18 protein-coding genes, 1 rRNA gene and 1 riboswitch are annotated in these 21125 nt (G+C 56.1%); of the genes, 5 read left to right on the top strand and 14 right to left on the bottom strand.

What is annotated here, in order from left to right; genetic code table 11:
* Positions 1-64 precede the first annotated feature (64 nt).
* Positions 65-931 carry a C40 family peptidase gene (locus C7459_RS16180; RefSeq protein WP_245884587.1) on the bottom strand — a complete coding sequence of 289 codons (867 nt, stop codon included), beginning with the start codon at positions 929-931 and terminating at the stop codon, positions 65-67.
* A gap of 5 nt (positions 932-936) precedes the next feature.
* Positions 937-1092, bottom strand: a riboswitch (cyclic di-AMP (ydaO/yuaA leader).
* 392 nt (positions 1093-1484) lie between these two features.
* On the opposite strand from C7459_RS16180, the gene C7459_RS23705 reads away from it, so the two are divergent.
* Complete coding sequence (locus tag C7459_RS23705; RefSeq protein WP_146201025.1) at positions 1485-1778, top strand: transporter; 294 nt, start codon at positions 1485-1487, stop codon at positions 1776-1778.
* 115 nt (positions 1779-1893) lie between these two features.
* Here the strand turns inward: C7459_RS23705 and C7459_RS16170 are convergent, their stop codons facing one another.
* From C7459_RS16170 to C7459_RS16135, 8 genes are all read right to left on the bottom strand, one after another.
* On the bottom strand, positions 1894-4092 hold the full coding sequence (locus tag C7459_RS16170) for a tetratricopeptide repeat protein (protein ID WP_109690336.1): 2199 nt from the start codon (positions 4090-4092) through the stop codon (positions 1894-1896).
* A 6-nt stretch (positions 4093-4098) separates the two neighbouring features.
* Positions 4099-5313 carry a hypothetical protein gene (locus tag C7459_RS16165; protein ID WP_109690335.1) on the bottom strand — a complete coding sequence of 405 codons (1215 nt, stop codon included), beginning with the start codon at positions 5311-5313 and terminating at the stop codon, positions 4099-4101.
* Positions 5314-5932: 619 nt separating this feature from the next.
* Entirely contained in the window at positions 5933-6421 is a 489-nt protein-coding gene (locus C7459_RS16160; protein WP_109690334.1) for a hypothetical protein, read from the bottom strand.
* Between the two features lie 94 nt (positions 6422-6515).
* On the bottom strand, positions 6516-7088 hold the full coding sequence (locus C7459_RS16155; RefSeq protein WP_109690333.1) for a GNAT family N-acetyltransferase: 573 nt from the start codon (positions 7086-7088) through the stop codon (positions 6516-6518).
* Positions 7089-7463: 375 nt separating this feature from the next.
* Positions 7464-10643, bottom strand: coding sequence for an adenosylcobalamin-dependent ribonucleoside-diphosphate reductase (locus tag C7459_RS16150; protein WP_109690332.1), 3180 nt, complete (start codon positions 10641-10643; stop codon positions 7464-7466).
* Positions 10643-11107 carry a transcriptional regulator NrdR gene (nrdR, locus tag C7459_RS16145; RefSeq protein ID WP_109690331.1) on the bottom strand — a complete coding sequence of 155 codons (465 nt, stop codon included), beginning with the start codon at positions 11105-11107 and terminating at the stop codon, positions 10643-10645. The genes C7459_RS16150 and nrdR overlap by 1 nt, the downstream gene beginning before the upstream one ends.
* Positions 11108-11421: 314 nt before the next feature.
* Entirely contained in the window at positions 11422-12216 is a 795-nt protein-coding gene (locus C7459_RS16140) for a TIGR01457 family HAD-type hydrolase (RefSeq protein ID WP_245884585.1), read from the bottom strand.
* A 13-nt stretch (positions 12217-12229) separates the two neighbouring features.
* The gene (locus C7459_RS16135) at positions 12230-12793 is read right to left on the bottom strand and encodes a cob(I)yrinic acid a,c-diamide adenosyltransferase (RefSeq protein WP_109690329.1); all 564 of its coding nucleotides are present in this window, start codon (positions 12791-12793) and stop codon (positions 12230-12232) included.
* Between the two features lie 246 nt (positions 12794-13039).
* Here C7459_RS16135 and C7459_RS16130 point away from each other — a divergent pair, with 246 nt between their 5' ends.
* Positions 13040-13864, top strand: coding sequence for an MBL fold metallo-hydrolase (locus C7459_RS16130; RefSeq protein WP_109690328.1), 825 nt, complete (start codon positions 13040-13042; stop codon positions 13862-13864).
* A 97-nt stretch (positions 13865-13961) separates the two neighbouring features.
* Here the strand turns inward: C7459_RS16130 and C7459_RS16125 are convergent, their stop codons facing one another.
* Together C7459_RS16125 and C7459_RS16120 are read right to left on the bottom strand one after the other, a co-directional pair.
* On the bottom strand, positions 13962-16394 hold the full coding sequence (locus C7459_RS16125; protein ID WP_109690327.1) for an EAL domain-containing protein: 2433 nt from the start codon (positions 16392-16394) through the stop codon (positions 13962-13964).
* Between the two features lie 18 nt (positions 16395-16412).
* Positions 16413-17144: an NUDIX hydrolase gene (locus C7459_RS16120; RefSeq protein WP_146201024.1), complete on the bottom strand. Its 732-nt coding sequence runs from the start codon at positions 17142-17144 to the stop codon at positions 16413-16415.
* A 152-nt stretch (positions 17145-17296) separates the two neighbouring features.
* On the opposite strand from C7459_RS16120, the gene C7459_RS16115 reads away from it, so the two are divergent.
* The gene (locus C7459_RS16115) at positions 17297-17896 is read left to right on the top strand and encodes a pentapeptide repeat-containing protein (protein WP_109690325.1); all 600 of its coding nucleotides are present in this window, start codon (positions 17297-17299) and stop codon (positions 17894-17896) included.
* Positions 17897-17973: 77 nt separating this feature from the next.
* On the opposite strand, the gene C7459_RS16110 is transcribed toward C7459_RS16115, so the two are convergent.
* Both C7459_RS16110 and C7459_RS16105 read right to left on the bottom strand, forming a co-directional pair.
* Entirely contained in the window at positions 17974-19257 is a 1284-nt protein-coding gene (locus C7459_RS16110) for a sensor histidine kinase (RefSeq protein ID WP_109690324.1), read from the bottom strand.
* Positions 19257-19934 (bottom strand): response regulator transcription factor, encoded by a 678-nt coding sequence (locus C7459_RS16105; protein WP_109690323.1) that lies wholly within the window; start codon positions 19932-19934, stop codon positions 19257-19259. The genes C7459_RS16110 and C7459_RS16105 overlap by 1 nt, the downstream gene beginning before the upstream one ends.
* A 179-nt stretch (positions 19935-20113) precedes the next feature.
* Here C7459_RS16105 and C7459_RS16100 point away from each other — a divergent pair, with 179 nt between their 5' ends.
* Both C7459_RS16100 and C7459_RS16095 read left to right on the top strand, forming a co-directional pair.
* Positions 20114-20641, top strand: coding sequence for a CcdC protein domain-containing protein (locus C7459_RS16100; protein WP_170119505.1), 528 nt, complete (start codon positions 20114-20116; stop codon positions 20639-20641).
* A 25-nt stretch (positions 20642-20666) separates the two neighbouring features.
* Positions 20667-20903, top strand: coding sequence for a hypothetical protein (locus C7459_RS16095; RefSeq protein ID WP_109690321.1), 237 nt, complete (start codon positions 20667-20669; stop codon positions 20901-20903).
* Positions 20904-20984: 81 nt separating this feature from the next.
* Here the strand turns inward: C7459_RS16095 and C7459_RS16090 are convergent.
* A 23S ribosomal RNA gene (locus C7459_RS16090) occupies positions 20985-21125 on the bottom strand; the annotation flags it as partial.

Below are 21125 nucleotides of genomic sequence, written 5' to 3'. Positions count from 1 at the left end.
CGGCGCGATCGAAAAAAAGAGCCACCGTCTCGTAGACGGTGGCTCTTTTTTTACAGACGTGCCGTTACAGCACGCGTTTTGCGCCGAGATAGCGAGCACCCCAGTAACCGGTGCTCAGGTTGTCGATCTTGACGCCCGACGAACTGGTCGCCGAGATGAACTGCGTGCCGCCCATCGAGATGCCGACGTGCGAAACGCCAGACCCCGACGTGTTAAAGAACACGAGGTCGCCCGGTTGCAGCGCTGCCGTGGAGACAGCTTGTCCCGTTGCGTACATCTGGCGCGAAGTGCGCGGCAGATTCACATGATTCTGCGTGAAGACATAGCCGACCAATCCAGAGCAATCAAATCCGTTCGGCGTCGTGCCGCCCCAAACATACGGGACGCCGAGGTATTGCTTGGCTCCTTCAACAATCTGCGTGCCAAGCGCAGGTGCTGCCTTGACTTGAAGTGGTTGGGCCACCGGTGCATACGTCTTGCCATCTGTGGCCAAGAGGGCGGAACTCGTGGTTCCATCCCATTTCACCGTGCCGCCCAGCGACTCCGTGATAAAGCGAAGCGGGACATAGGTGCGCCCGCTGATCAAGAGCGCTTCTGTGTCCATGTCATGCGGGGTGCCATTGACCAATCCAGTATCCGTGCCTGTTTGCACCGTCACGTTGCGATCGCCCATGGCGAGGGTGACCTTCACATCGTCGCCCACCGGTGACCACAACACGTCGTATCCAAGCGATTCGGATACGAAGCGCAGCGGAACCTGCAAGCGTTCGCTGTCATCGATAAACGGCTGTGCATCCGGGAACGAAACCAGTGCTTCGTTCACCTGTACATGTACCCCATACTCCGGTGCCGCTTGTGCTGCGGACCCTAGAGTTGTAACCCCTGCGAGTACGGCGGTGGCTGCGATCATGTGTCTCCACAACTTATTCACTTCGTATGTGACCTCCTAGATGCCTCCGAGGTTAGTTGACGGGTTCGGGAAGAGGTTTCCCTAGTGGTAGACCGGGTTGAAACAACGGTTTTTTGCACATTCACCCCAAGATGTTGCGTCCCCCGTACCCTAGTTCGCTAGGGATTCGGCTTGCTTGTACGTGTCGAATCGTAACAGAAAAACGGAATTGTCTCAACAATTTTAGGTAAATTTAAGGTGTGGTAATTCTTGGACCGTCCCCGATTCGACACAAAACTTTAGGTGGACATACGCACATCCGAGGCTGGGAACATATCTTGACATCGTTCAGGATCACGTACCGTTCAGGCAAAGGAGCGATTCTTCCGTGACTCGCAAAAAAGGATCAAGTTCAAGTTCTAGCTCACAAGGGCAGTACGTGCCCGTTCCGCTGGTACCTCTGTATCGCCAACCCCCCCCGCCGCGACCACCTGGTCCGGGGTATCATCCTCCAGGACCAGGACACCCACCAGGTCCGGGGTATCATCCGCCGGGTCCGGGACACCCGCCAGGTCCGGGGTATCATCCGCCGGGAATGGGGCATCCACCAGGTCCACCGCCGAGCTATATCCCGCAACCTCAGCACGCACAAGGCTATCATCATGGGCCGGGTGGAGGAGTTGGCGGGATCTATCACGATCCGCATGGCATCCGCTTCTGTCTCCACCGGTATGTATACATCTGGCCGCGTTACGGCAGACCGTTCTGGGCATATCCGACACAGGTGGGCTGGAACAACCTATCCGGGTATCGGTGGCGCGGACGCACTGGACAGTGGGAACCGTTCAGCTACAACCTCAACCAGATCGCCAACTACCAATGCATGTGAAAAAAGAGGTGTGCGCTCGCAGGCGCACACCTCTTTTTTGACTACCGTTTGCTGCGGTTACTTTCCCACTTTGGACTTCCAAATTTATCCTATTACTTTTTTGCTGGTCCAATTCTCACCCCAGCGTCGGTGCCAACTGCTGGATCGTCTCCAAGTAAGGTGACTCCCCCGCTTCCAGATGCTGTTTCCAATCCGCGTAGGCTTCCTCCATGCGCCCGAGTTCGAGCAGGCAACTACCACGTTGGAAGAGGATCTCGTGCGACTCGTCCGACTGTAAGTCGAGCGCCATCGAGTAATCCGTGAAGGCCGCTTCCCATCGCCCAAGCGCCTGTAACGCCCAAGCCCGGTTGAAGTAGAGCACATCCGATTGCGGATGGTCTTCCAGCGCTCGGCTCAACACCTCAACGGCGCCCTCTGCATCCTCCAGCTCGAACAACAACACGGAGAGGTTGACGTAGGCTTCCAACAGGCTGGCATCGGCGGCAAGCGCGGCAGTGAAGGCACGCTTGGCTTCCACGTTGCGCTCCTCCGCCATCTCGATCAAGCCCAAGATGCAGAGCAGTTGCGCATGCTTAGGTTCCAAATTCAACGCTGCTTCCACGTCCTGCCGCGCAGCTGCCGGGTCTCCCGCTTCCAGAAGCAGTGTGGCGCGGTTCAGCCGCCCGTCGATGTGCGTCGGCTCCAGTTCGAGCAGGTAGCTGTAGTCGGCGAGCGCCAACTCGACCTCGCCTTGGCGGTTGTACACACCCGCTCGGTTGTAGTAGACCTCCGGGAACGGCGGGGAGATTTCGATGGCATGCGTGTAGTCGGCAATCGCGTCGTCAAGCCGCCCCATCTTGCTGAACAGATTGCCGCGGTCGAAGTAGTACTCCGGATAGTTCGGATCGTGCTGGATGACGGTCGTATACGCCTCGACCGCTTCGTCGTAGCGGTGGACGGCAGCGAGAATTTGCGCTTTGTTGAAGATCAGCACGGAGCGGTGCAACAAGTGCTCGTTCGGTTCAAGGTGATGGTTCAACCGTTCCAGCCCGGCGCTGACGAGATCCAGCGCTTCCTCGATCCGGCCAACATGCAGTTCGATCAGCGCTTGGCCGTTTTGGTAGAACACCGTGTGGAAAACTCTCTCCTTCTCCGTTTCGATCTCGGAGGCGAGCTGAATCGCCCGTTCAATCCAAGTGCGGGCGATGTCGTGATCGCGTTCGCTGTGGTGGCGCGTGTAGAGCATCGCCATCGAGTAGGCGATCGGCATATGGATGGACGGGTGCTCGGTGTTGGCGCGCACCTCATCGAAAAGCGCTTCCGCCTCTTCCGGACGTCCCAGCGCCGCCAGCGAGGTGGTCATCTTGGTCGTGAAGATCCAGCGTTGCTTAAAGTCGTCCTCCGACCACGTCACCCACTCGCGGCCGCGTTGACCGAAATCAACAGTCGCATCGTAGAAGCCCATCTGGATGCAGTACTCCAACGCATCCATCAAGGAGCGCAGGGCGGCGTCGCGCGAACTGCCGTGCTCGCGGTGCCACGGGATCGCGCCGAGATGCCACGTCCATTCGTTTCGCGCGGTCAATTCGTCCGCCCGGCGGTCATGCATCGCCTGCCGCGCTTCCTTCGCAATCGAATGGTAGGCAGCCTGTTCCGCAGAGCACTCGGAGGTTCCGTCCGCGTCGACAAACCGTTGAGCGAGCGCCAAGCGTTCTGCCTCCGGGAGTTCCGCAGTAGAAACCGCCTTTTCCGCATCCCCAGAAGCTGCCGGCGCGGCTTCACACGTAGCGAACTGCTCCAACGCCGAACGCAACGCCTCCTGCGCGATCTCCCGCTTCGAACAGACCGTCACGCCCATCCGACTCGGCTCCATGCGGCGCAACAGCACGGAGAGGAATTCGGCGTCAAGCGTCTCGCAGGCATGCGCGTCTTCATACACCACTTCGATGCGCCCCAATCGCTCCGGTTCCGCCAACTTTTTGAAAAAGTCCACCAAGCCGTGAGCGATGCGCAACGTCCGCAGACGCGAGTAATAGCGTGTCCGTTCGCTGGGGACCGCCAAGGAGGTCAGCGTCTCGCGGGAGGTCGGGATCACCGCCTTCAACTCCGGGGCGATGCTGAGGATCTCCACGACGTGACGTTGGACCAACTCCGGCCATCTGTCCAGCACGTGCGGAATCAGTTGGCGGAGAAGGTCGCCAGTTCCTGTGCACGGACCGCGCAGCCGGGAGTCAGCGGAGACGAGGAACGTGCGCTCGGATGCAGCCGGGTGCAAGACAACGCGTTCGCAGCGGGTGGCCCCCGCAATCCATCGATGAGTCAATTCTGCTTTCATCTCTAGTCATCCTCCTTGGACAATGGTTGATTGGTTTTTCTGACGGCGACGCGCGCGGCGCTCGCGCAGATACACCCAGATGACGACGCCGTAATTGATGCCGTTGACGAGCACGAAGACCAGCGAGTCCCACATATGCACAGACGTGCCGTACAGCAGATTCCAGAACACGCCTGACAAGAAACGATACGCGACCGGGAGCATCACGAAGATCAGCAGCAAGATCATCAAGCTGTACCCGATCGCGTACAGAGGCCCGTACCATCTCGCCACCTGCGCGTCGCGTTCCGCCCAGTTCGACGGATCGACCGCTTTGTGCGAGGCTCCGATGAGCCGCCACCAGAAGTTTTTCAAGTATTCGCGGGTGGTCTGTTGGAGGTTGACGCAACCGAGCACCGTCACGATCACGTAGTAGATGTCCGTCTGGAGATGAAAGTAAAACTGCCAGACGAACCGAAGGATCGTCGTGAAGGAGAGCGCCACGCAGAACTTCGCGAAGAGGTTCAACTCTCCGGTGAACACAATCGTCAGCCCCGCGGTCAGCACGAGCAGGGAGAACCAGATGACATCTCCCATCATGCCGGCGAGAAACGGCAAGTACCTCTGGCGGCGCGGGAGTCCATGAATGCCCGGCATCGACGCCTGGAAGACCAGGATGTACATCCGCCGCCCGACACTCATCTTGGTCGGCAACCCAAGCCTGCGTCCTGCGAGTATGTGCATCGACTCATGGAACAGAATGCCTGGAAACTGACCCAAGAACAGCCCGAGGATCACCACTGTGGCGTATTCGGTAAAAAAGATATGATTGCGGTGCGGTCGCAGCTCCGGATAGGTATACATCAGCACAAGGCTTGCCGCAAACAACCCCGCGTACAGCACAAACGCCGGCGGCGAAAACATCCAGCGGCCCAAAGTTTGTCCGCGCAGCTTTGCGCTCGAAGCGTCAGTCGTCTCGGCCCCCGCTTCGTCCTCGCGCAGATATTCCAACTCGCGCAACGTGTCAAGGAAATCGTCCATATCCAGATCTTCATGATACGTCTCTCGGTACCAGCGGGTCGCGTCGCCGATCGTCATTCCTTCTGCAAGGCGTTTCAGCAATTCCGCGCCGTCCTCTGGGAACACGGCAAACGTATCTGTTCCGTACCGCCCGATCGACACCCCTTCTTCTTCAGGAAGGTATGTCAGGTCGTGCAAATACACTTTGCGTTGCTCCTCCACCTACGACCCCTCCCTGTCTGGAAGTATGAAAAAAGTGGGGCTTGAGGCCCCACTTTTTCCGATGATGCGTTATTCCTTAAGCAACCTGACAGGTGCAGTCGTACAGAGCAGCGGAAGCGGTGGTCAATTTTACTGCCTCGGTTTTCTTCACCATGATTTTTTTCAATGTAATTCCTCCCTTTCAATTTTTAGTATGTAGTAAGAAACTCAACGTCCCTTCTACAATTCCTACTTTACAATGCTTCTAGGGTAGCGTCAATTCATACTTTTCAACATGATTTGACAAATAAATATATTATTTTTGAAATTTGTTTTCTTGGATAAGTGTTCTGTGGAGAGGAAAAGGCTTGTACGGTAAGGCTTGAAGGGGGTTTTTTGGAGATTGTTTTTGAGGAGTGTTTTCGGGAAGGTTCTCTACTTTATAAGAGCTACATGTTTGGGCGAAGAGTTGCTTTTGTTTCGATTGTTAATTTATCTCACTTTTCTAACTTGTCTATACTTTATGATTTGGCTGGTTGATTAGGGCCTGTGAGCTTACCGGAGTCTTGCCGAGGTATAGAAAAAAAGGGCGTCTGCATGTCTGTGCATACGCCCTTTTTTTACCCAATCAGTTTTGCAATCAGTTTTGCAAACAGATCACGGGGTTTTTGATTGCGAACTCCAGTTCCTTGAGGAACCAGTTCTTGTCTTCTTCCTTGGCGATATGATCCGCTGCGTTTCGAGCCAGTTGTTCATACTCTCGCGCCTTGGGCTCATCCCCGATGACGAGATGCCCCCGCATCAAGGCTTCGTAAGCATAGGCCAGATCAAAGTCGCCGATCCCGAACTCCAAGCAAAGGTCTAGGCAACGCTGCGCATAGCGAATCGCCGCTGGCCCGTTCCCCAAAAATGCGAAGACGCGAGAAATCTGCCAATCGCCACGCTCAAAGTTGATCTCCGTCCCCACCACGCCCCAATGGTAACGGGAGGCGTAGGCGGCTTGCAGCATGGTTTCATTTTCCGCTTCGCTTCGGTCTTCCTTGGACAGGAAGGTCCACGTGAGATTATACAGATCCACCGCCATCTTCCGGTGCATGTCTTCTACTGTGAGTGAGAGTGTTTCTGCCAAGTGCATTCCCTCCATGATCTGCTCTTGTCGTGCTGTTTGTTATGTATATTTCTACTCTAGCATAAATGAATGTCCCCACAATCGAGGATATCGTTTACAAGCCCCTCTTTACACTGTGCTCCCATTCCGACTGGAGTAATGAATATTGATACTCGTCAACCCACTGGCCTTTTGACATATAGTTTTCCAACAATTGTCCTTCTCTCCGCATGCCTACACGTTCAAGTAGGCGGATGGACTTTTCGTTTCGAACATCCGCAAAAGCTATCACCTTGTGTTTTCTAAGACCAGTAAATACATAACTCAATAACGCTCTCACCGCTTCACTTGCGTATCCATTTCCCTGGTGCTCTTCGGCGAGAGTGAAGCCAATTTCGACAATTCGAGGCTCACCCAAGAGTGTGTGAAGAGCACAATCTCCAATTAATTGATTCGTCTCAACTAAAGCAATCGCAAACTGAAACCAAGTACCAGGTTGATCTGGCACACACTTCGATTGCTTTCTAACAAATAACTCAGCATCGTGATATTGATAATTCTCCCAAGACTGAAATGTAGCCACTTCAGGACTCGAACGGTACAAATAAAAGGAATCAACATCTTGTTGTGAAAATTGTCTCAAAATCAGGCGATTGGACCGCACATAAATATGTTCAGATCGTTCCACTTTGTTTTACGCTCCTTGTGCAAGGTTTTTCGAAAGATACGAGTGGCTGCCCTACATAGGGAGGAAGCGAGCAATCGTATCCAATAGATTTGAATCATGCTTCGAGGAAAAGAGTCGAACCTGAGACGTGCGAGTAACTTCACTATTCAGAACCGACATCCATTTATATAACACAAATCGCCCGCTATGTGGGAATACTTCTGTCTATAGGACGTTATGATGGCTTATTTCTGTCATAGATTAATAGATTTACCAGCGACAGAACTACACCCTCGTAACCTACAACATAAAAAGGGCACATGCATGTGCATATGCCCTAAAGCTTACTCCTACAGTCTTTTTTCCAAGAACTTGCTTAGTTCATGAGTACCCGCCCTAACACTTACTAAACCCACAAGCCTCACACTCATTGCACCCACCCTGCCTCACCAGACTGTGCTGGTGACATTGCGGGCAGAAGTCTTTGCCGGTGTTGTAGTCGCGCAGGGACTTTTGTTGCTCCCCGTCTTCGTGCGCACATGCGGTTTCCTTGTCCCGCAGGAAGTCGAGGTGGCGCAGCGGGAAACTCTCGCTGTGCTCGATCAGCGACTTGGCGATCGCATCTGGCACAGACGTGATCCGGCGCTCACCGAAGCCGACCGAACTGGAACCCCCGATGCCGGAGAGGTTTTTCACCAGCACCGCTTCCTTGTCCGGGTTGGTCGAGTCGGACAGGTACAGCGAGATCGCACGGCCCAACGCGACATTCGAGGCGTAGACATCCGAACCTGCCTTGCCGATGTTGACGAACACTTCTCTTGCCAAGCCAACATCCGGGTCGTCGTTGATCGTGATGTACGCCGAGCCGAGCGGGGTGTCTTTTTTGTAGGTCGCGCCGTAGAGAACGTCCGGGCGCGCTTTTTTGTAATTCGGTTTGTTGTTCAGGACGTTCAACGCAACCGCCACTTCCTGCTCCACAGCAGCAGACAGGACCGCTTCCTCCTGCGTCTCCTCTTCCTTCAACGTCAGGACTTGCTCCGAACGCGAACCATCGCGGTAGATCGTCACACCCTTGCAACCCAACTCATACGCCAAGTCGTACAGGCGCTTGGTGTCCTCGACGGTGTAGGAATTCGGTGCGTTGCAGGTCTTCGAGATCGAGGAATCGATCCACTTTTGCAACGAGGCTTGCACGATCACGTGCTCCTCCGGGGTCAGATCCATCGCCGTCACGAAGTACTCCGGCAATTCGGTCACGCCCGGATGCGCTTGGTAAAAGTCGTCCACGATCTTCGCGTTCTCCTCAAACATCCCGAGACGCGAGTTGCGGTAGTAGCTCCACGCATAATACGGCTCACAGCCTGTCGAACAACCTACCATCGTGCCCGTGGTGCCTGTCGGTGCGATCGTCATCGTCGTGACATTGCGCACGCCATGCTGACGGATCGCTGCTACGACATGCGGCTTTTCCTGCGCCATGATCTGCATGTAACCAGACTGCAAGTAGAGATCCGCGTCGAACATCGGGAACGGACCATTTTCCTTCGCCAGTTCCACAGACTCCAAGTAACACCACTCAGCGATCATCCCGAGCAGGACATCGTTGAGCGAGGTCGCCGCTTCCGATCCATAGCGAATGCCACAGAACAGCATCAGGTCGTGCAAGCCCATGATCCCCAGACCGACACGGCGCTCCGCGAGCTGGTTCTTGCGGTTTTCTTCAAATGGGTAGTAGGTCGCGTCGATCACCGCGTCTTGGAAACGCAGCCCGGTGCGAATCGCCGTCTCAAGTTCTTCCCACTTGATGTGGTGGAGCAGGAATTCGGCACTCGCATCCGCAAAGCGCTTGCCAAGTTCCGTGCGAATTTGCTGCTGGAGGGCCGGATTGGTAAACGTCGCTTTTTCCTCCGTCCCGACGAACCCAACGGCAAAACGGCTCAGGACGACAGCTCCGAGGTTGCAGATACCATACGCCGGCAGACCTTGCTCCCCACACGGATTGGTCGCGATGATCGGGTTAAAGTAGTTGGAGTTCGACATCTGGTTGTAGCGACCGAGGAAGACGACGCCCGGCTCCGCAGATTTCCACGCGGATTGCATCATCTCATCCCACAGCGATTCCGCGTCGAATGTCGCCGCGACGACCAGTTCACGGCCTTGTGCTTCCCACTTGTGGAAGTCTCCATCAAACTCGCTCATCTGCTCCAACGCCGGGTAGCCGATCGACCATTTCGCGCCGGCCGCACGTGCCGCCATGAACTCTTCGGACACGCCAACCGAGAGATTGGCGCCCGTGATCACGCCATCGACTTGCTTGCAGGTGATGAAGGAGCGGATGTCGGCATGCTTGTCGTTGAGGATCAGCATCAGCGCCCCACGGCGGGAACCGCCTTGCAGGGTGAGTTGGCACCCCACGCTCATGATCTCACCGACACCTACCGGCCCGAAACCATTGGCAAATACAGCGTTGCCTTTGTCATACAGACTCCCCCATGAGTACGCCCCGGAGCTCCGTCCGTTGACGCCGCGCACGTAGCTGTAACGCGGGCGCAACGAAGACATCACCACGGAAACGCGCTTGCCTTGGAGCAGCGCTTCCCACATGTCGCCAAGCGTTCCGGCGATCGTTCCACGGCTATCTCCCGGTACGAGTGTCAAACCGATCACATCCTGCACGACCATCGCGCCACTCTCGACGATCTGCTCGTACAAGTCTGCCGCTCGCACGGTCTCGCCTTCACGCACCGGACGACCGCTCTCCCGCCACTCGGTGAGGTTGCCGTTCCACAGTTCATCGTAGCCCTCTGCGGAGGTATCCGGGAATTGGAACGTCCATTCGCTATCCTCTTCCACGGCGCGCAAAAACTCGCGGGTGACCCGGATCACTTTGGTGGAATGGCTGTAGTCCGATTGGAGGAAGTCCACGAGGTCGCCATGCCAGACGTCGAGGACGAGCTGTACGTCGGAGCGTTTCAAGTCCTTCACGGGGGTCAGGCTGCCCTGCGGCGGCACCTGCGAGAGGTTCATGCCGACGCCGCCCGAACGGGCTTGGATCTCCAGCGTCTGGCCAAATGAAAACGCGTAGTCGCGCGGCATTGACCCGACGTTCGGGATCACGAAGCAATTGTAGGACGTCGTCTGAATGCCCGTGCCCATCGACGCGTTGATTCGACCGCCCGGCACGTACTTCCAACCCGCTTGCAGATCGTAGAAACGCTGTTCCCAGACTTGCGGGTCGCGGGTCGCCGCTGCCGCTCCACGAGCGATGCGTGCCCACATCTCACGCGGCGAGGTTTCTTGCAGTACATCTATTTGATCATAAGGGAGATCCAGTCGATACCCATCCCGCAATTCCACTTGCACCTGCTGTTTCGCATCGTCGAGCGCGATGACGCGCGCCAGTTCATGGAACGCGCGCTTTTTGTCAATCACGGCGACCACGATACTGCCGACCCCGAGCGTTTCCTTTTTGGTGTCCTTGAGCAGGTAGCGGTCTGAGACGATCCGCTCCCCTGTCGGCGCGAGATAATCCTCTGATGTGAATGGCAGTATGCCAGCTTGCAGTTCTTGAGTCATCACTGTTCCCCCTTGATTGTAAGCAATCCCAATACTTCCTTCGCGAACGTCTCCACGTCTTTGAATTGACGGTAGACGCTGGCGAATCGCACATAAGCCACACCGTCGAGATCGCGCAGCTTGTCCATCACTTGCTCGCCGATCGCCTCGACCGGTACTTCCTTGTCATAATCACTGCGCAACTTTTTCTCGACGAGATCGACCAACGTCTCGATCTCATCGACGGTGATCGGGCGTTTTTCACAGGCGCGCAGGAGACCCCGGAGCAGTTTCTCACGGGAGAACTCCTCGCGTTTCTTGTCTTTTTTGATCACCATCAGTGGGGCCATCTCGACTTTTTCATAGGTCGTAAATCGACGCTGGCATTCTGGGTTCTCACACTCCCGACGACGGCGCACCGCTTCATCGGTCGAACGCGACTCGATCACGCGAGAACTCATATGTGAACAATACGGACATTTCATACTCTGGGGTCTCCCCTTTCTACTTCCCGTCCCAAACACCATATGTAGTGTTGGCTTGTGCTACCGACGTATTATAACCACTAGATTTGGATAGGGTCAAGACTCTAGATGTCTATGAAATATGTACCAGCACAACGCTAGACCCGAGCTAGTTCTACGAGATTCGCCTAGAATCGTAATAGCGGGCAAGAAACGGTCTTGAACTCATTTGACGGGTGCGAGCCTCGATTCGACCGTGGCGGATGCCCACAAGTTGGTTCAGAAGTCCTATAAAAAAAGATCCGTCCACGCCCACAGGCGCAACGGATCTTGTTCTACTTCGCGTATTTCATGAGGTCGGTCAAGGACTCCAACACGATGGTCGGTTGACCCTCCGCGCCCTCGATGTGTTCGCGCTTGCTAAAGCCGGTCAGCACCAGAACGGTGCGCACGTCCGCCTGTACGCCAGCGAGGATGTCGGTTTCCAAATTGTCACCGACGACCACGGAGCGCTCCTTGCTAACGCCGAGCCGCTCGACAGCAAAATCGATCATCCGAGCCGCCGGCTTGCCCATCACCAGCGGTTCCGTGCCCGAAGCGGTGCGAATCGCCGCTGCAAGCGAGCCAGAGCCGGGCAGCAAGCCCTCTTCGGTCGGCAGGGCTTTGTCCACGTTGGTCGAGATAAACACGGCGCCGCCTTGTATCAACAACGAAGCTTTTTTCAACTTCTCATACGAAAACTCCCGGTCGATGCCCTGCACGACATAATCAGCAGGGCCTTCCTCGACCACTTGACAGCCTGCATCGCGCAAGGCCGTATACAGACCGATCTCACCGACAGGAAACACGCGCTTGCCTGTGCGACCGTCCGTCTTGATGTATTCCGCCGCCACTTGGCTCGACGTGAAGACATGTTCCGCCTCTGCCTTGATGCCCAAGTGCTGCAGATGTTCCGCCACTTGCTCCGGGGTGCGCGAGGAGTTGTTGGTGACGTATAAGTAGGATTTGCCCGACGCCTGTAACCATTCGACAAACGCCGGAGCGTCCTCGATCACTTCATTGCCTCGGTACAGCGTGCCATCGAGGTCGATCAGGTAGGCATCGATCTCTCGTAACCAAGCGTTGTTCAACAGACGATCACTCCTAGAAGGTGAAATCGACTTCCGGTTCATGCGTCCCAGCACGGTGGTTGATCGCACGGGCGACGACGAACAGATAGTCGGAGAGGCGGTTCAGGTAGCGTTGGACCTCCGGGTTGACCGGTTCGGCCTTTGACAGCGAGACCGCGATGCGCTCAGCTCGACGCGTGATCGTGCGGGCCGTCTGCAAGGCTGCGGCAGCTTTGTGCCCGCCGGGCAGGATGAAGCGGGTCAACTGCGGCACTTCCGCGTCGAATCCGTCGATGAATTGCTCCACTTGCTCGACATGCTTGGCTCCGACATAGTAGCCCTTCTCCTGCACTTTCTCCACCGGAGTCGCGAGGTCGCGCCCGAGGTCGAACAGGTCGCGCTGGATGACCAGCAGTTGCTTTTGCAGATCCTCCGTGCGGAAAGGCACATCACGCAGATAGGCAACGCCGAGCCCGATCATCGAGTTCGCTTCGTCGATCGTACCATATGTCTCCACGCGCACCGCGTCCTTCGGGATGCGATGGCCGTAGATCAGGGAAGTTTCACCCTTGTCGCCCGATTTGGTGTAGATTTTCACGCTTACCATCTCCTTTCCAGTCTGATCTTATCATAAACGAAAGAGGCTCACTCTTCGAGAGGCCCCCTGACGTTTGCGTTTGAAATTTGGTGCCTGTACGATTTCCCCAAACCGCACAGCTCACAGCTTTTTCCCTTATCTGCATTCCCCACGAATGCCTATGTCAGAATTATAAGATATTTTTCCAGCTTTGTAAACAACGGTTATACTAAAAATGTACAAAAGTTAGAATGGAGGACACGACTCATGCAGGTCACCCCGCACGTTCATCAGCTCCCGGTCACCACGCCGACGCTATTCCCCGCTACGACCACCAACGTGTATCTGGTTGTCCACGCGGGCAAGGCCGTTTTGATCGACGCAGGTTTTCAACACGAACAAACCCACCTGCTGGTGGTCGAGTATCTCGAAAGCATTGGGTCGCCGCAAGTGGAAGCGATTTTGATGACGCACTACCACCATGACCACTCGCCGGGCGCGACGTTTTTCGCCAAGCACTTCGACTGCCCGGTCTATGCGCACCCGCTGGAAGTTCAGCTCGTGGAGCAGGAAATCGCCCCAGTCAAAGTGACGGGGACGCTGTCCGAGGGAGATATCGTACACGTCGGGAACTTGGCGTTGCACGTGTTGCACGCGCCAGGTCACACGCATGGATGCTTGAATTTCTGGTTGCCTGAGGACAGCGTGCTGTTCACCGCCGACAACGTGGTCGGTGTGGGCACAACTTGGATCGGCCCACCCGATGGCGACCTGCGCGTCTACCTCGACACCCTGCGCCGCCTGAAGACCTTCCGAGCGCAATGGATCGCACCTGGACATGGGGAGATGATCGCCGATGTCGAGGCGAAAATCGACTTTTTCATCTCTCGCCGTCTGGAGCGCGAGGAGCAAGTCTACGCGCTCCTGCAGGATCGCCCGCGCACAGAAGCGGAGCTGGTCGAAGCCGTCTACCGAGGCAGCGTCCACCCGAGCGTGATGTGGGTGGCGGAGCGCACGATCCAAGGCATCGTGATCAAGCTGATCGAGGATCGACGGGTCCGCGACGAACAGGGCACCTACCGCGCCGTCTAGCGAAAAGAGGACGGTTCCGCACTTGCGCGGAACCGTCCTTTTTTCCGGTCAAAAAAGCCCGACATGCTCCTGCGCATGTCGGGCTTCTCTCGTTGGCTTACCGCTGTGGCTCTCCATGCGTCATCCGTTCCTCCAGCAATTTCGAAAATTGCTCGGCGGGGACCGGTTGGCTAAACAGGTAGCCTTGGGCTTCGTCGCACAGTTGCGCGTCGAGGAACGCGAACTGCTCCGGGGTCTCGACGCCCTCTGCGGTGACGTGTAGCTTGAGGTTGTGCGCCATCGAGATGATCGTCGGGACGATCGCCGATTCGTGTGTCAACATATGCGTGTCACGGACGAAGGATTGGTCGATTTTCAGCCGATCGAGCGGGAACTTCTGCAGATAGCTCAGCGAACTGTACCCCGTGCCGAAGTCATCCATCCCGATCCGCACGCCGAGTTGCTTCAGCTTGGTCAGCATCTCGTTGGAACGTTCGACGTCCATCGTCATGCTCTCTGTGATCTCCAATTCCAGATGTTCAGGCTCCAAGCCCGTCTCTTGCAACGCTGCTTGCACCATCTCGACGAGATCCTCCTGCTGGAATTGGCGGCTGGAGAGGTTGACGCCGATGCGCAGGGGAAAGCCTTGCTCCTGCCACTGCTTGCCTTGCGCGCACGCCGTCCGCAACACCCAATCCCCGATCGGCACGATCAAGCCCGTCTCTTCGGCAAAGGGGATGAACTGCAACGGCGGCACCAAGCCGCGCTCTGGATGTTGCCAGCGAATCAACGCCTCTGCCCCGACGATTCGGCGCGTGCGGAAGTCGACGTAGGGCTGGTAGTAGACGATGAATTCACCGCGCTCCAACGCTTTGCGCAGGTCGTGTTCCATCGCCATCTTGTCAAAGGCCTCGCTGTCCATCTGCGGATCGAACAGTCGGTAGCTGTTGCCGCTCTCCTTCGCCCGATACATGGCAATGTCAGCATTGCGCATCAGATCGGTGACGCTCCGCCCGTTGTCCGGGTAGATCGCGATCCCGATCGAGGTTGCCATCCGAATGTCATACCCATCGATGTGGATCGGTGTGGCGACCGCCTGCAACAGGGTCTGTGCGGCTGCCTCCGCCTGTTTCACCCCTTCGATGTCCGGGTACAGCACCGTGAACTCATCCCCGCTCATGCGCGACACCAGCGCCCCCTCTGGCACTGCTTCCAGCAGACGATCCCCGACGGCGCGCAGCAAGTTGTCTCCAAATGAGTGGCCGAGCGAATCGTTGTAGTTTTTGAAACGATCCATGTCCAACAGCATCGTCGCGATCCTTCGATTCTGCAGGCGGGCGGCCTCGACTGCGTCTTGCAAAGTCTTCATATAGAGACGGCGGTTCGGCAGTCCGGTCAAGTCATCGTGGTAGGCCATGTAGTTGATCGCCTGTTCATGTTCACGGCGTTCCGTGATATCCTGAGCGATGATGTAGACGCCAGAGACTTTGGAATCGACGTAGATCGGCACCGACGTGACCTCAGCTAACACGCGCCGCGTGCGACAGAGCAGCGTGATTTCAAACATCAACGACTTGCCCAAGCGCACTTGCTGAGCATGCAACTTCGTGCTCTCCCGCTCTCCATCGTCGAGAAAAGGGAAGTACATCATCTGCATCAGCTCTTCGGCGCGATACCCGAGCAGTTTCTCCGCCGCCGGATTGACCTCGACGAAGTAGCCTTGCAAATCGATGGTGAAAATCGCGTCCGGGTTGTGCTCAAATAACGACTTGTAGCGCGATTCGCTGAGTTCCAACTTGGAGGATTGGAACGTTAGCCTCCTGTCGACGATGGCGCTGACGATGACACAGCCGAGGATGATCAGCGTTCCCAGACCGATTCCGTAGGCGAGAAAACTCGTATTCAGCGAAGTCTGTCCATAGGTCTGGTGCATCTCCATCGGCGTAAAGTTCGCAGCAGACATGCCGGTAAAGTGCATGCCAGAGATCGCAAAACCCATCACCACGGCGCTGCCGATCTTGCGACTCCACAGCCGCCCATCTGTCGTGTCACGACGCAGACGAAACAGCAGCAATAACGCGGCCCATGACGCCCCCACAGCGATCATGACCGAGAGCGTAACCCGCAGCGGATCATAGGAGATCATCGCCTGCATCTGCATCGCATCCATGCCCGTGTAGTGCATGGCGACGATGCCCGCTCCCATGAACAAGCCCCCTGTAATCAGCGAACCGGGGCTCAACGTATCGCGGCCGATCAGATACAGCGCGATCCCAAACGCAAGGATCGCCGGAAGTATGGAGAGCAGAACATACCACAAGCTATAGCGCACCGTCATCGGCATCTCAAACGCGAGCATCGCGACGAAGTGCATCGACCAAACGCCCGTGCCCATCGCAATCGCACCGCCCGTCAGCCAGATCCGCCTTGTCCTGCCAGTGGTGGCAGCCACTCGGCTGCCGAGATCCAACGCGGTGTAGGAGGCGATGATCGCGATGAGGATCGACAGGACGACGAGCGGTGACTGGTAGGTGCCGTCAATCAGATCCATCCCTCTTCCCCCCTTTGTTTAAGCTAGTTCCTCCGGTGTCGGCGTCCCCACGCCTTCCACCGAATGCCACAATTCCTCCGCGCTCTGGAAGCGGCCGATCACGCGCAAGGAATCGAGCGTAGGCGGCACCATCTCCATATCACCACGAGCGACACCTTCTAGAGCGGTCGTCACATCGTACCAACCATCCTCCTCCACTTCGCCAGGATGCGGCTCTGGCGTCTGGCCTGCGGGCAGGATCGTCAGGAAATAGCGCGTATCAAAGCGCTTTTTCGAGACGTGGCGCGGGGTCAGGCGATGCCCGAAGTAGCGCATCAAGTCGGTGGCGAGCACCAGTTGTTCCGCTTCCAAGAGGTCGATCAGGCGAAGTCGACCGGCGAGCAATTCGGCGCGCTGCGAACGGTAGTGCTGCGAGTCGATCAATTCGCCTGCTGCATTGCGAGCGAGCAAGATCCCCACTTCTTCAAAGGCTTCGCGCAAGGCGCACACCCAGTAGGAGAGCGGTAGGCTGTCCGGGTTGCATGCGGTGGTCAACGGCATCGAGCGTGTCAAATAGCGGGGATCTTCATCCTCCGCATCCATCTTCCCGCCGGGAAACACATAATGGCGCGCCAAAAAACGCATCGTCGTCGGACGTTTTGTCATATATACTTCGAGCCGATCGCGCGAGGTATGTTGGCGCACCAATAAAATTGTCGCGGCTTGCGAGATCAGCTCCGGCATCTGTGACATTTCCGGTATAAAAGTCAACGGGAATCCTCCGTTTCATAAGTCTAATTTATGACGATTTACCCTGATCATAACATGGTTACTTCCATGCCTTCAACTTGTCAGGGAAGTAGCCTTGTACATATGAAGTCGGTTACACTGGATAAGGATGTGGAGAGGAGCGTTCGTTTCTGATGTGGAGTGGACAGGAATTTACAGGAGAGAGTTTCAACCATGAGGGTTTCGCACACCAAGAGTGGCGGGACTGTCGCTTTGTCGCATGTTCGTTTCGTGGTGCAGACCTGAAGGAACTCGTCACACAGGGCTGTGTCTTTTCCGAGTGTGACTTCGTGGATGCGCAACTGAACGCGTCGGAACATACGAACAGCGCGTTTTTGAACTGCAAGTTTGATGAAGCCAATTTATTTGTCACGAGGTTTACCGCGTGCAAGATGACCGGTTCAACCTTTATCAAAAGCAACATCGGCGGGCTGTCGATCAACGGCGGCGATTGGTCGTTCACCAATCTGCGCCTGCAAGACTTGCGCGGCCAGAAGTTAAACGGGCTGCGACTGACGGAAGCAGACCTTTTTCAATGCAATCTGGAAAAAACCGATCTGCGCGGGGCCGATCTGAGCCGCGCCACACTGACCAACGTCAAACTGGCTGGGGCCGACCTGCGCGGTGCTACCTTGGACGGTGTGGACATGCGCACACTTGATTTGCGCGGGACCAAGATCGATCTGGAGCAAGCCGTCCAGTTTGCGAAGTCCTTCGGAGCGAAAGTCCAGTAGGTACTATTCTACCAGTAGGTACTATTTTATAGGAAAAGAGGAGTCGACTCCACGTGGGTCGGCTCCTTTTTTCAAGGTCACGACTTGGTAGGCAGACTGACGGTGACGGTTGTGCCACGGTGTAACGTGCTCTCGGCGCGGATCTTGCCGTGGTGGGCTTCCACGATCCATTGCGCAATCGAGAGGCCCAATCCAGAGCCGCCCTCTGCACGCGTGCGGGCTTTGTCCCCGCGGTAAAAACGGTCAAAAATCCGCGGGAGGTCATCAGGCGCGATGCCGATGCCTGTGTCGCTGACTTTCAGTTCGAGAGCAGGACCGATCTGGCGGCAGATGACCTCGATCGAACCGCCCTCCATCGTGTACTTCAGTGCGTTGTCGAGCAGAATCACCAGCAACTGCCGAATCCGGTTCTCGTCGCCGATCAGCTCCAAGTGGCCGTGAATCTGCGTGTGCAACTCCATCTCCTGCAATTCAGCCATCAGCCGGTAATCCTCCGTCACGTCGCGCACCACCTCGTCCAAGCGCAGGGCTCTGCCCTCGATCAACAGTTGGTTCGAATCGGTGCGGGCCAACGTCAACAGATCGGAGACCAACTTGGTCATCCGCTTGGTTTCCTTTAACACCACCGCGACATTGCGGCTCTGCTCTTGTACCGTCTCTGTCGGGTGGCGCAGCATCAATTCGGAGTGCGACTGCACCACGGCGAGCGGGGTGCGCAACTCATGGGAGGCATCTGCCACGAACTGCTGCTGGCGCTCCCACGCCTGGCGGATCGGCACCAATGCCCGCCCTGCGAGAAAAAATCCAGCCCCGACAGTCAGCGCCGCCCCGAGCAGCGTTCCAGTCACGATCACGACGAGCAACGTGCTGAGCACATCCTCCTCCGCATCGATGTTGCGGACCACCTGCAGAGTCCGCTGTACATTTGTCACATCCAATCCCGCTGGAAAAAACGGATTCGCCTGCGTCACTTGTACTGACGGTGCCAGCGCGGTCAGCACGCGGTAGCTGTGCCCGTCGAGCTTGATCGATTGCGGCACATCAGAAATTTTCAGATCGCGCAAGGCCTCTAGATCTCCGTTCACGAATTGGGAGTCGGGGGCTTGCTGGACCACACCGCCTTGGTTGTCATAGACGATCGTCACCATCGGCATGTCGAGGGTGCGGCCGTTTGGACGGACCACCAGCCGGTCGGGCATCTGTTGCACCGCCACGAGTTGCATGTCACGAAGCCCGTCGTCGACCCGCTCCAGCAAGCGGTGTTCGAGGAACAGGTACAGCGCCATGCCGCTGACGAGGAGCAGGATGAGCAACACAGCTGCGTTCAACGTCACCAGTTGCACACGAATTTTTTGAAACATCAGCTCGGCCCCTTTAGCATGCAGCCGACACCGCGCACCGTTTGAATCAAATGGTCGCAGCCGTGGGCGGCGAGTTTTTTGCGCAGGTAATGCAGGTAGACGTCGACGACAGAGGTGTTCGTCTCCACGTCAAATCCCCATACGCGGTCGAAAATCTGCTCGCGCGTCAGGATCTGTTCCCGGTTCACGAGCAGATATTCGAGCAACTTGTATTCCTTGGCCGTCAGTTTCAACGCTTGATTGTCCACAAAGCCATCGCGGAGTTTCGGGCGGATCGAGAGCGTTCCGTAGGAGATCTCGCCATCCGGGTTGACCGCACCCTTGCGTCGCAACAGCGCCCGGGCGCGGGCGAGCAATTCAGCGACGGCAAACGGCTTGACCAGATAATCGTCCGCTCCGGCATCGAGTCCGCGCACACGATCCTCCACGCTGTCACGGGCGGTCAGCAGCAGGATTGGGATGACGATTCCGCGTTTGCGAAGATGTTGGACGATGGTGAGCCCGGAAGTGCCCGGCAACATGATGTCGAGCACGATCAAGTCATGAATGCCCTGTTCGGCCAGCAACAGACCATCATCCCCGTGCTCCGCCGTATCCACCGCATAGGACTCCTCTGCGAACACTTGCTCGATCGCCCCGAGCAGTGGTCGATCATCTTCTACGATCAATATACGCATACCGACACCTCCTTTTTCGCTTTTTCTTTCTATTGTAACAAACAAAAACGAGGCACAGCCATGACTTTTTACACCCGAGCGGAGATGTAAAAACATGAGAGAAGACAGATGAACAATCCAACACCGCTCGATACAATGAAACCGTAAACACAAAATTACGGATGGAGAATGATGTCGATATGACACAACATGATTGGGATCTGATTGGTTATGGTGTTTGGGCCATCATCATCTGGATGACATTAAAGCAATTCTTGGAAACCAGACGCCCGGTAAAAGGCAACGGCCTGCGCCTGCTGTTCGGGGATATCCTGATGGCTTTGCCGCTGCCGTGGATCATCTCGCTGTGGATTCGCCGTGGCGAAATGGACCAGATCGGCTACGTATTCTTGTACGGTGCCTTGCTTGCGATACCGTACATTTTGACCTCCAACTATATGCTCAACAGTGAAGGCAAGATTCAATTCAAACCGAACATTCTGTTCTACATCTTCTTGCTTGGCTTCCCGTATATTCGGTATGAAGTTCGGACCTATGTGTTCCAACACCATCCGATCTTGTTCCCGAACCACTTCCCGGACATCGAACTCATGCTCTCGTACTACATCGCAGTGCTGATCGTCTACACCTTTGTCTGGCGTCTGTGGCTGTACTACCGCTTCCGGGCGCTGCAGTCCAAAACGCAGTCGCAATCCCTCAACGCATAAGGCAGTCAAAAAGGTGGAGAGCTCGATGCAGAGCAAAAACTTCAACCAAGTGACCGACCTGTTCCTCACCATGGGGTACTTGGAAATGGAAAAGGAAATCAACGACAGCCAGAACTCTTGGCAAGGAATCAAGAAACTCAACCAAGAATTTTTCAGCGTTGTCGAATTGGTGGTCTTCCGCCACGACCCGGAGAACGTCATCCAGAACTCCGTCGTGCTCAGCCGGCAGCACTTCCAGAACATGGTCGACAGCATCGGATAAAAAAAGCCCCTCATTCTTAAGAATGAGGGGCTTTTTTATGTACTGGAAAGCAACTTTGTGAGTTCAAAACGTTGTATTGCGTAGGATAAGCCCTCGACCTATTAGTACTGGTCAGCTCAATGCCTCGCGGCACGTACACACCCAGCCTATCAACCCAGTCTTCTACTGGGGGTCTTACCACGTTGACCGTGTGGGAAGTCTTATCTTGAGGGGGGCTTCGCG

The organism is Tumebacillus permanentifrigoris (assembly GCF_003148565.1).
Lineage (GTDB): Bacteria > Bacillota > Bacilli > Tumebacillales > Tumebacillaceae > Tumebacillus > Tumebacillus permanentifrigoris.
The sequence above is the reverse complement of the archived record's forward strand: the minus strand, read 5'-3'. Positions and strand labels throughout refer to the sequence as shown.

Coding starts and splice junctions, on each gene's coding strand:
- C7459_RS16115 (WP_109690325.1), top strand. CDS start 17,297: ATGTGGAGTGGACAGGAATTTACAGGAGAGAGTTTCAACCATGAGGGT.
- C7459_RS23705 (WP_146201025.1), top strand. CDS start 1,485: ATGGGGCATCCACCAGGTCCACCGCCGAGCTATATCCCGCAACCTCAG.
- C7459_RS16170 (WP_109690336.1), bottom strand. CDS start 4,092: ATGAAAGCAGAATTGACTCATCGATGGATTGCGGGGGCCACCCGCTGC.
- C7459_RS16125 (WP_109690327.1), bottom strand. CDS start 16,394: ATGGATCTGATTGACGGCACCTACCAGTCACCGCTCGTCGTCCTGTCG.
- C7459_RS16095 (WP_109690321.1), top strand. CDS start 20,667: ATGCAGAGCAAAAACTTCAACCAAGTGACCGACCTGTTCCTCACCATG.
- C7459_RS16150 (WP_109690332.1), bottom strand. CDS start 10,643: ATGACTCAAGAACTGCAAGCTGGCATACTGCCATTCACATCAGAGGAT.
- C7459_RS16100 (WP_170119505.1), top strand. CDS start 20,114: ATGACACAACATGATTGGGATCTGATTGGTTATGGTGTTTGGGCCATC.
- C7459_RS16110 (WP_109690324.1), bottom strand. CDS start 19,257: ATGTTTCAAAAAATTCGTGTGCAACTGGTGACGTTGAACGCAGCTGTG.
- C7459_RS16105 (WP_109690323.1), bottom strand. CDS start 19,934: ATGCGTATATTGATCGTAGAAGATGATCGACCACTGCTCGGGGCGATC.
- nrdR (WP_109690331.1), bottom strand. CDS start 11,107: ATGAAATGTCCGTATTGTTCACATATGAGTTCTCGCGTGATCGAGTCG.
- C7459_RS16130 (WP_109690328.1), top strand. CDS start 13,040: ATGCAGGTCACCCCGCACGTTCATCAGCTCCCGGTCACCACGCCGACG.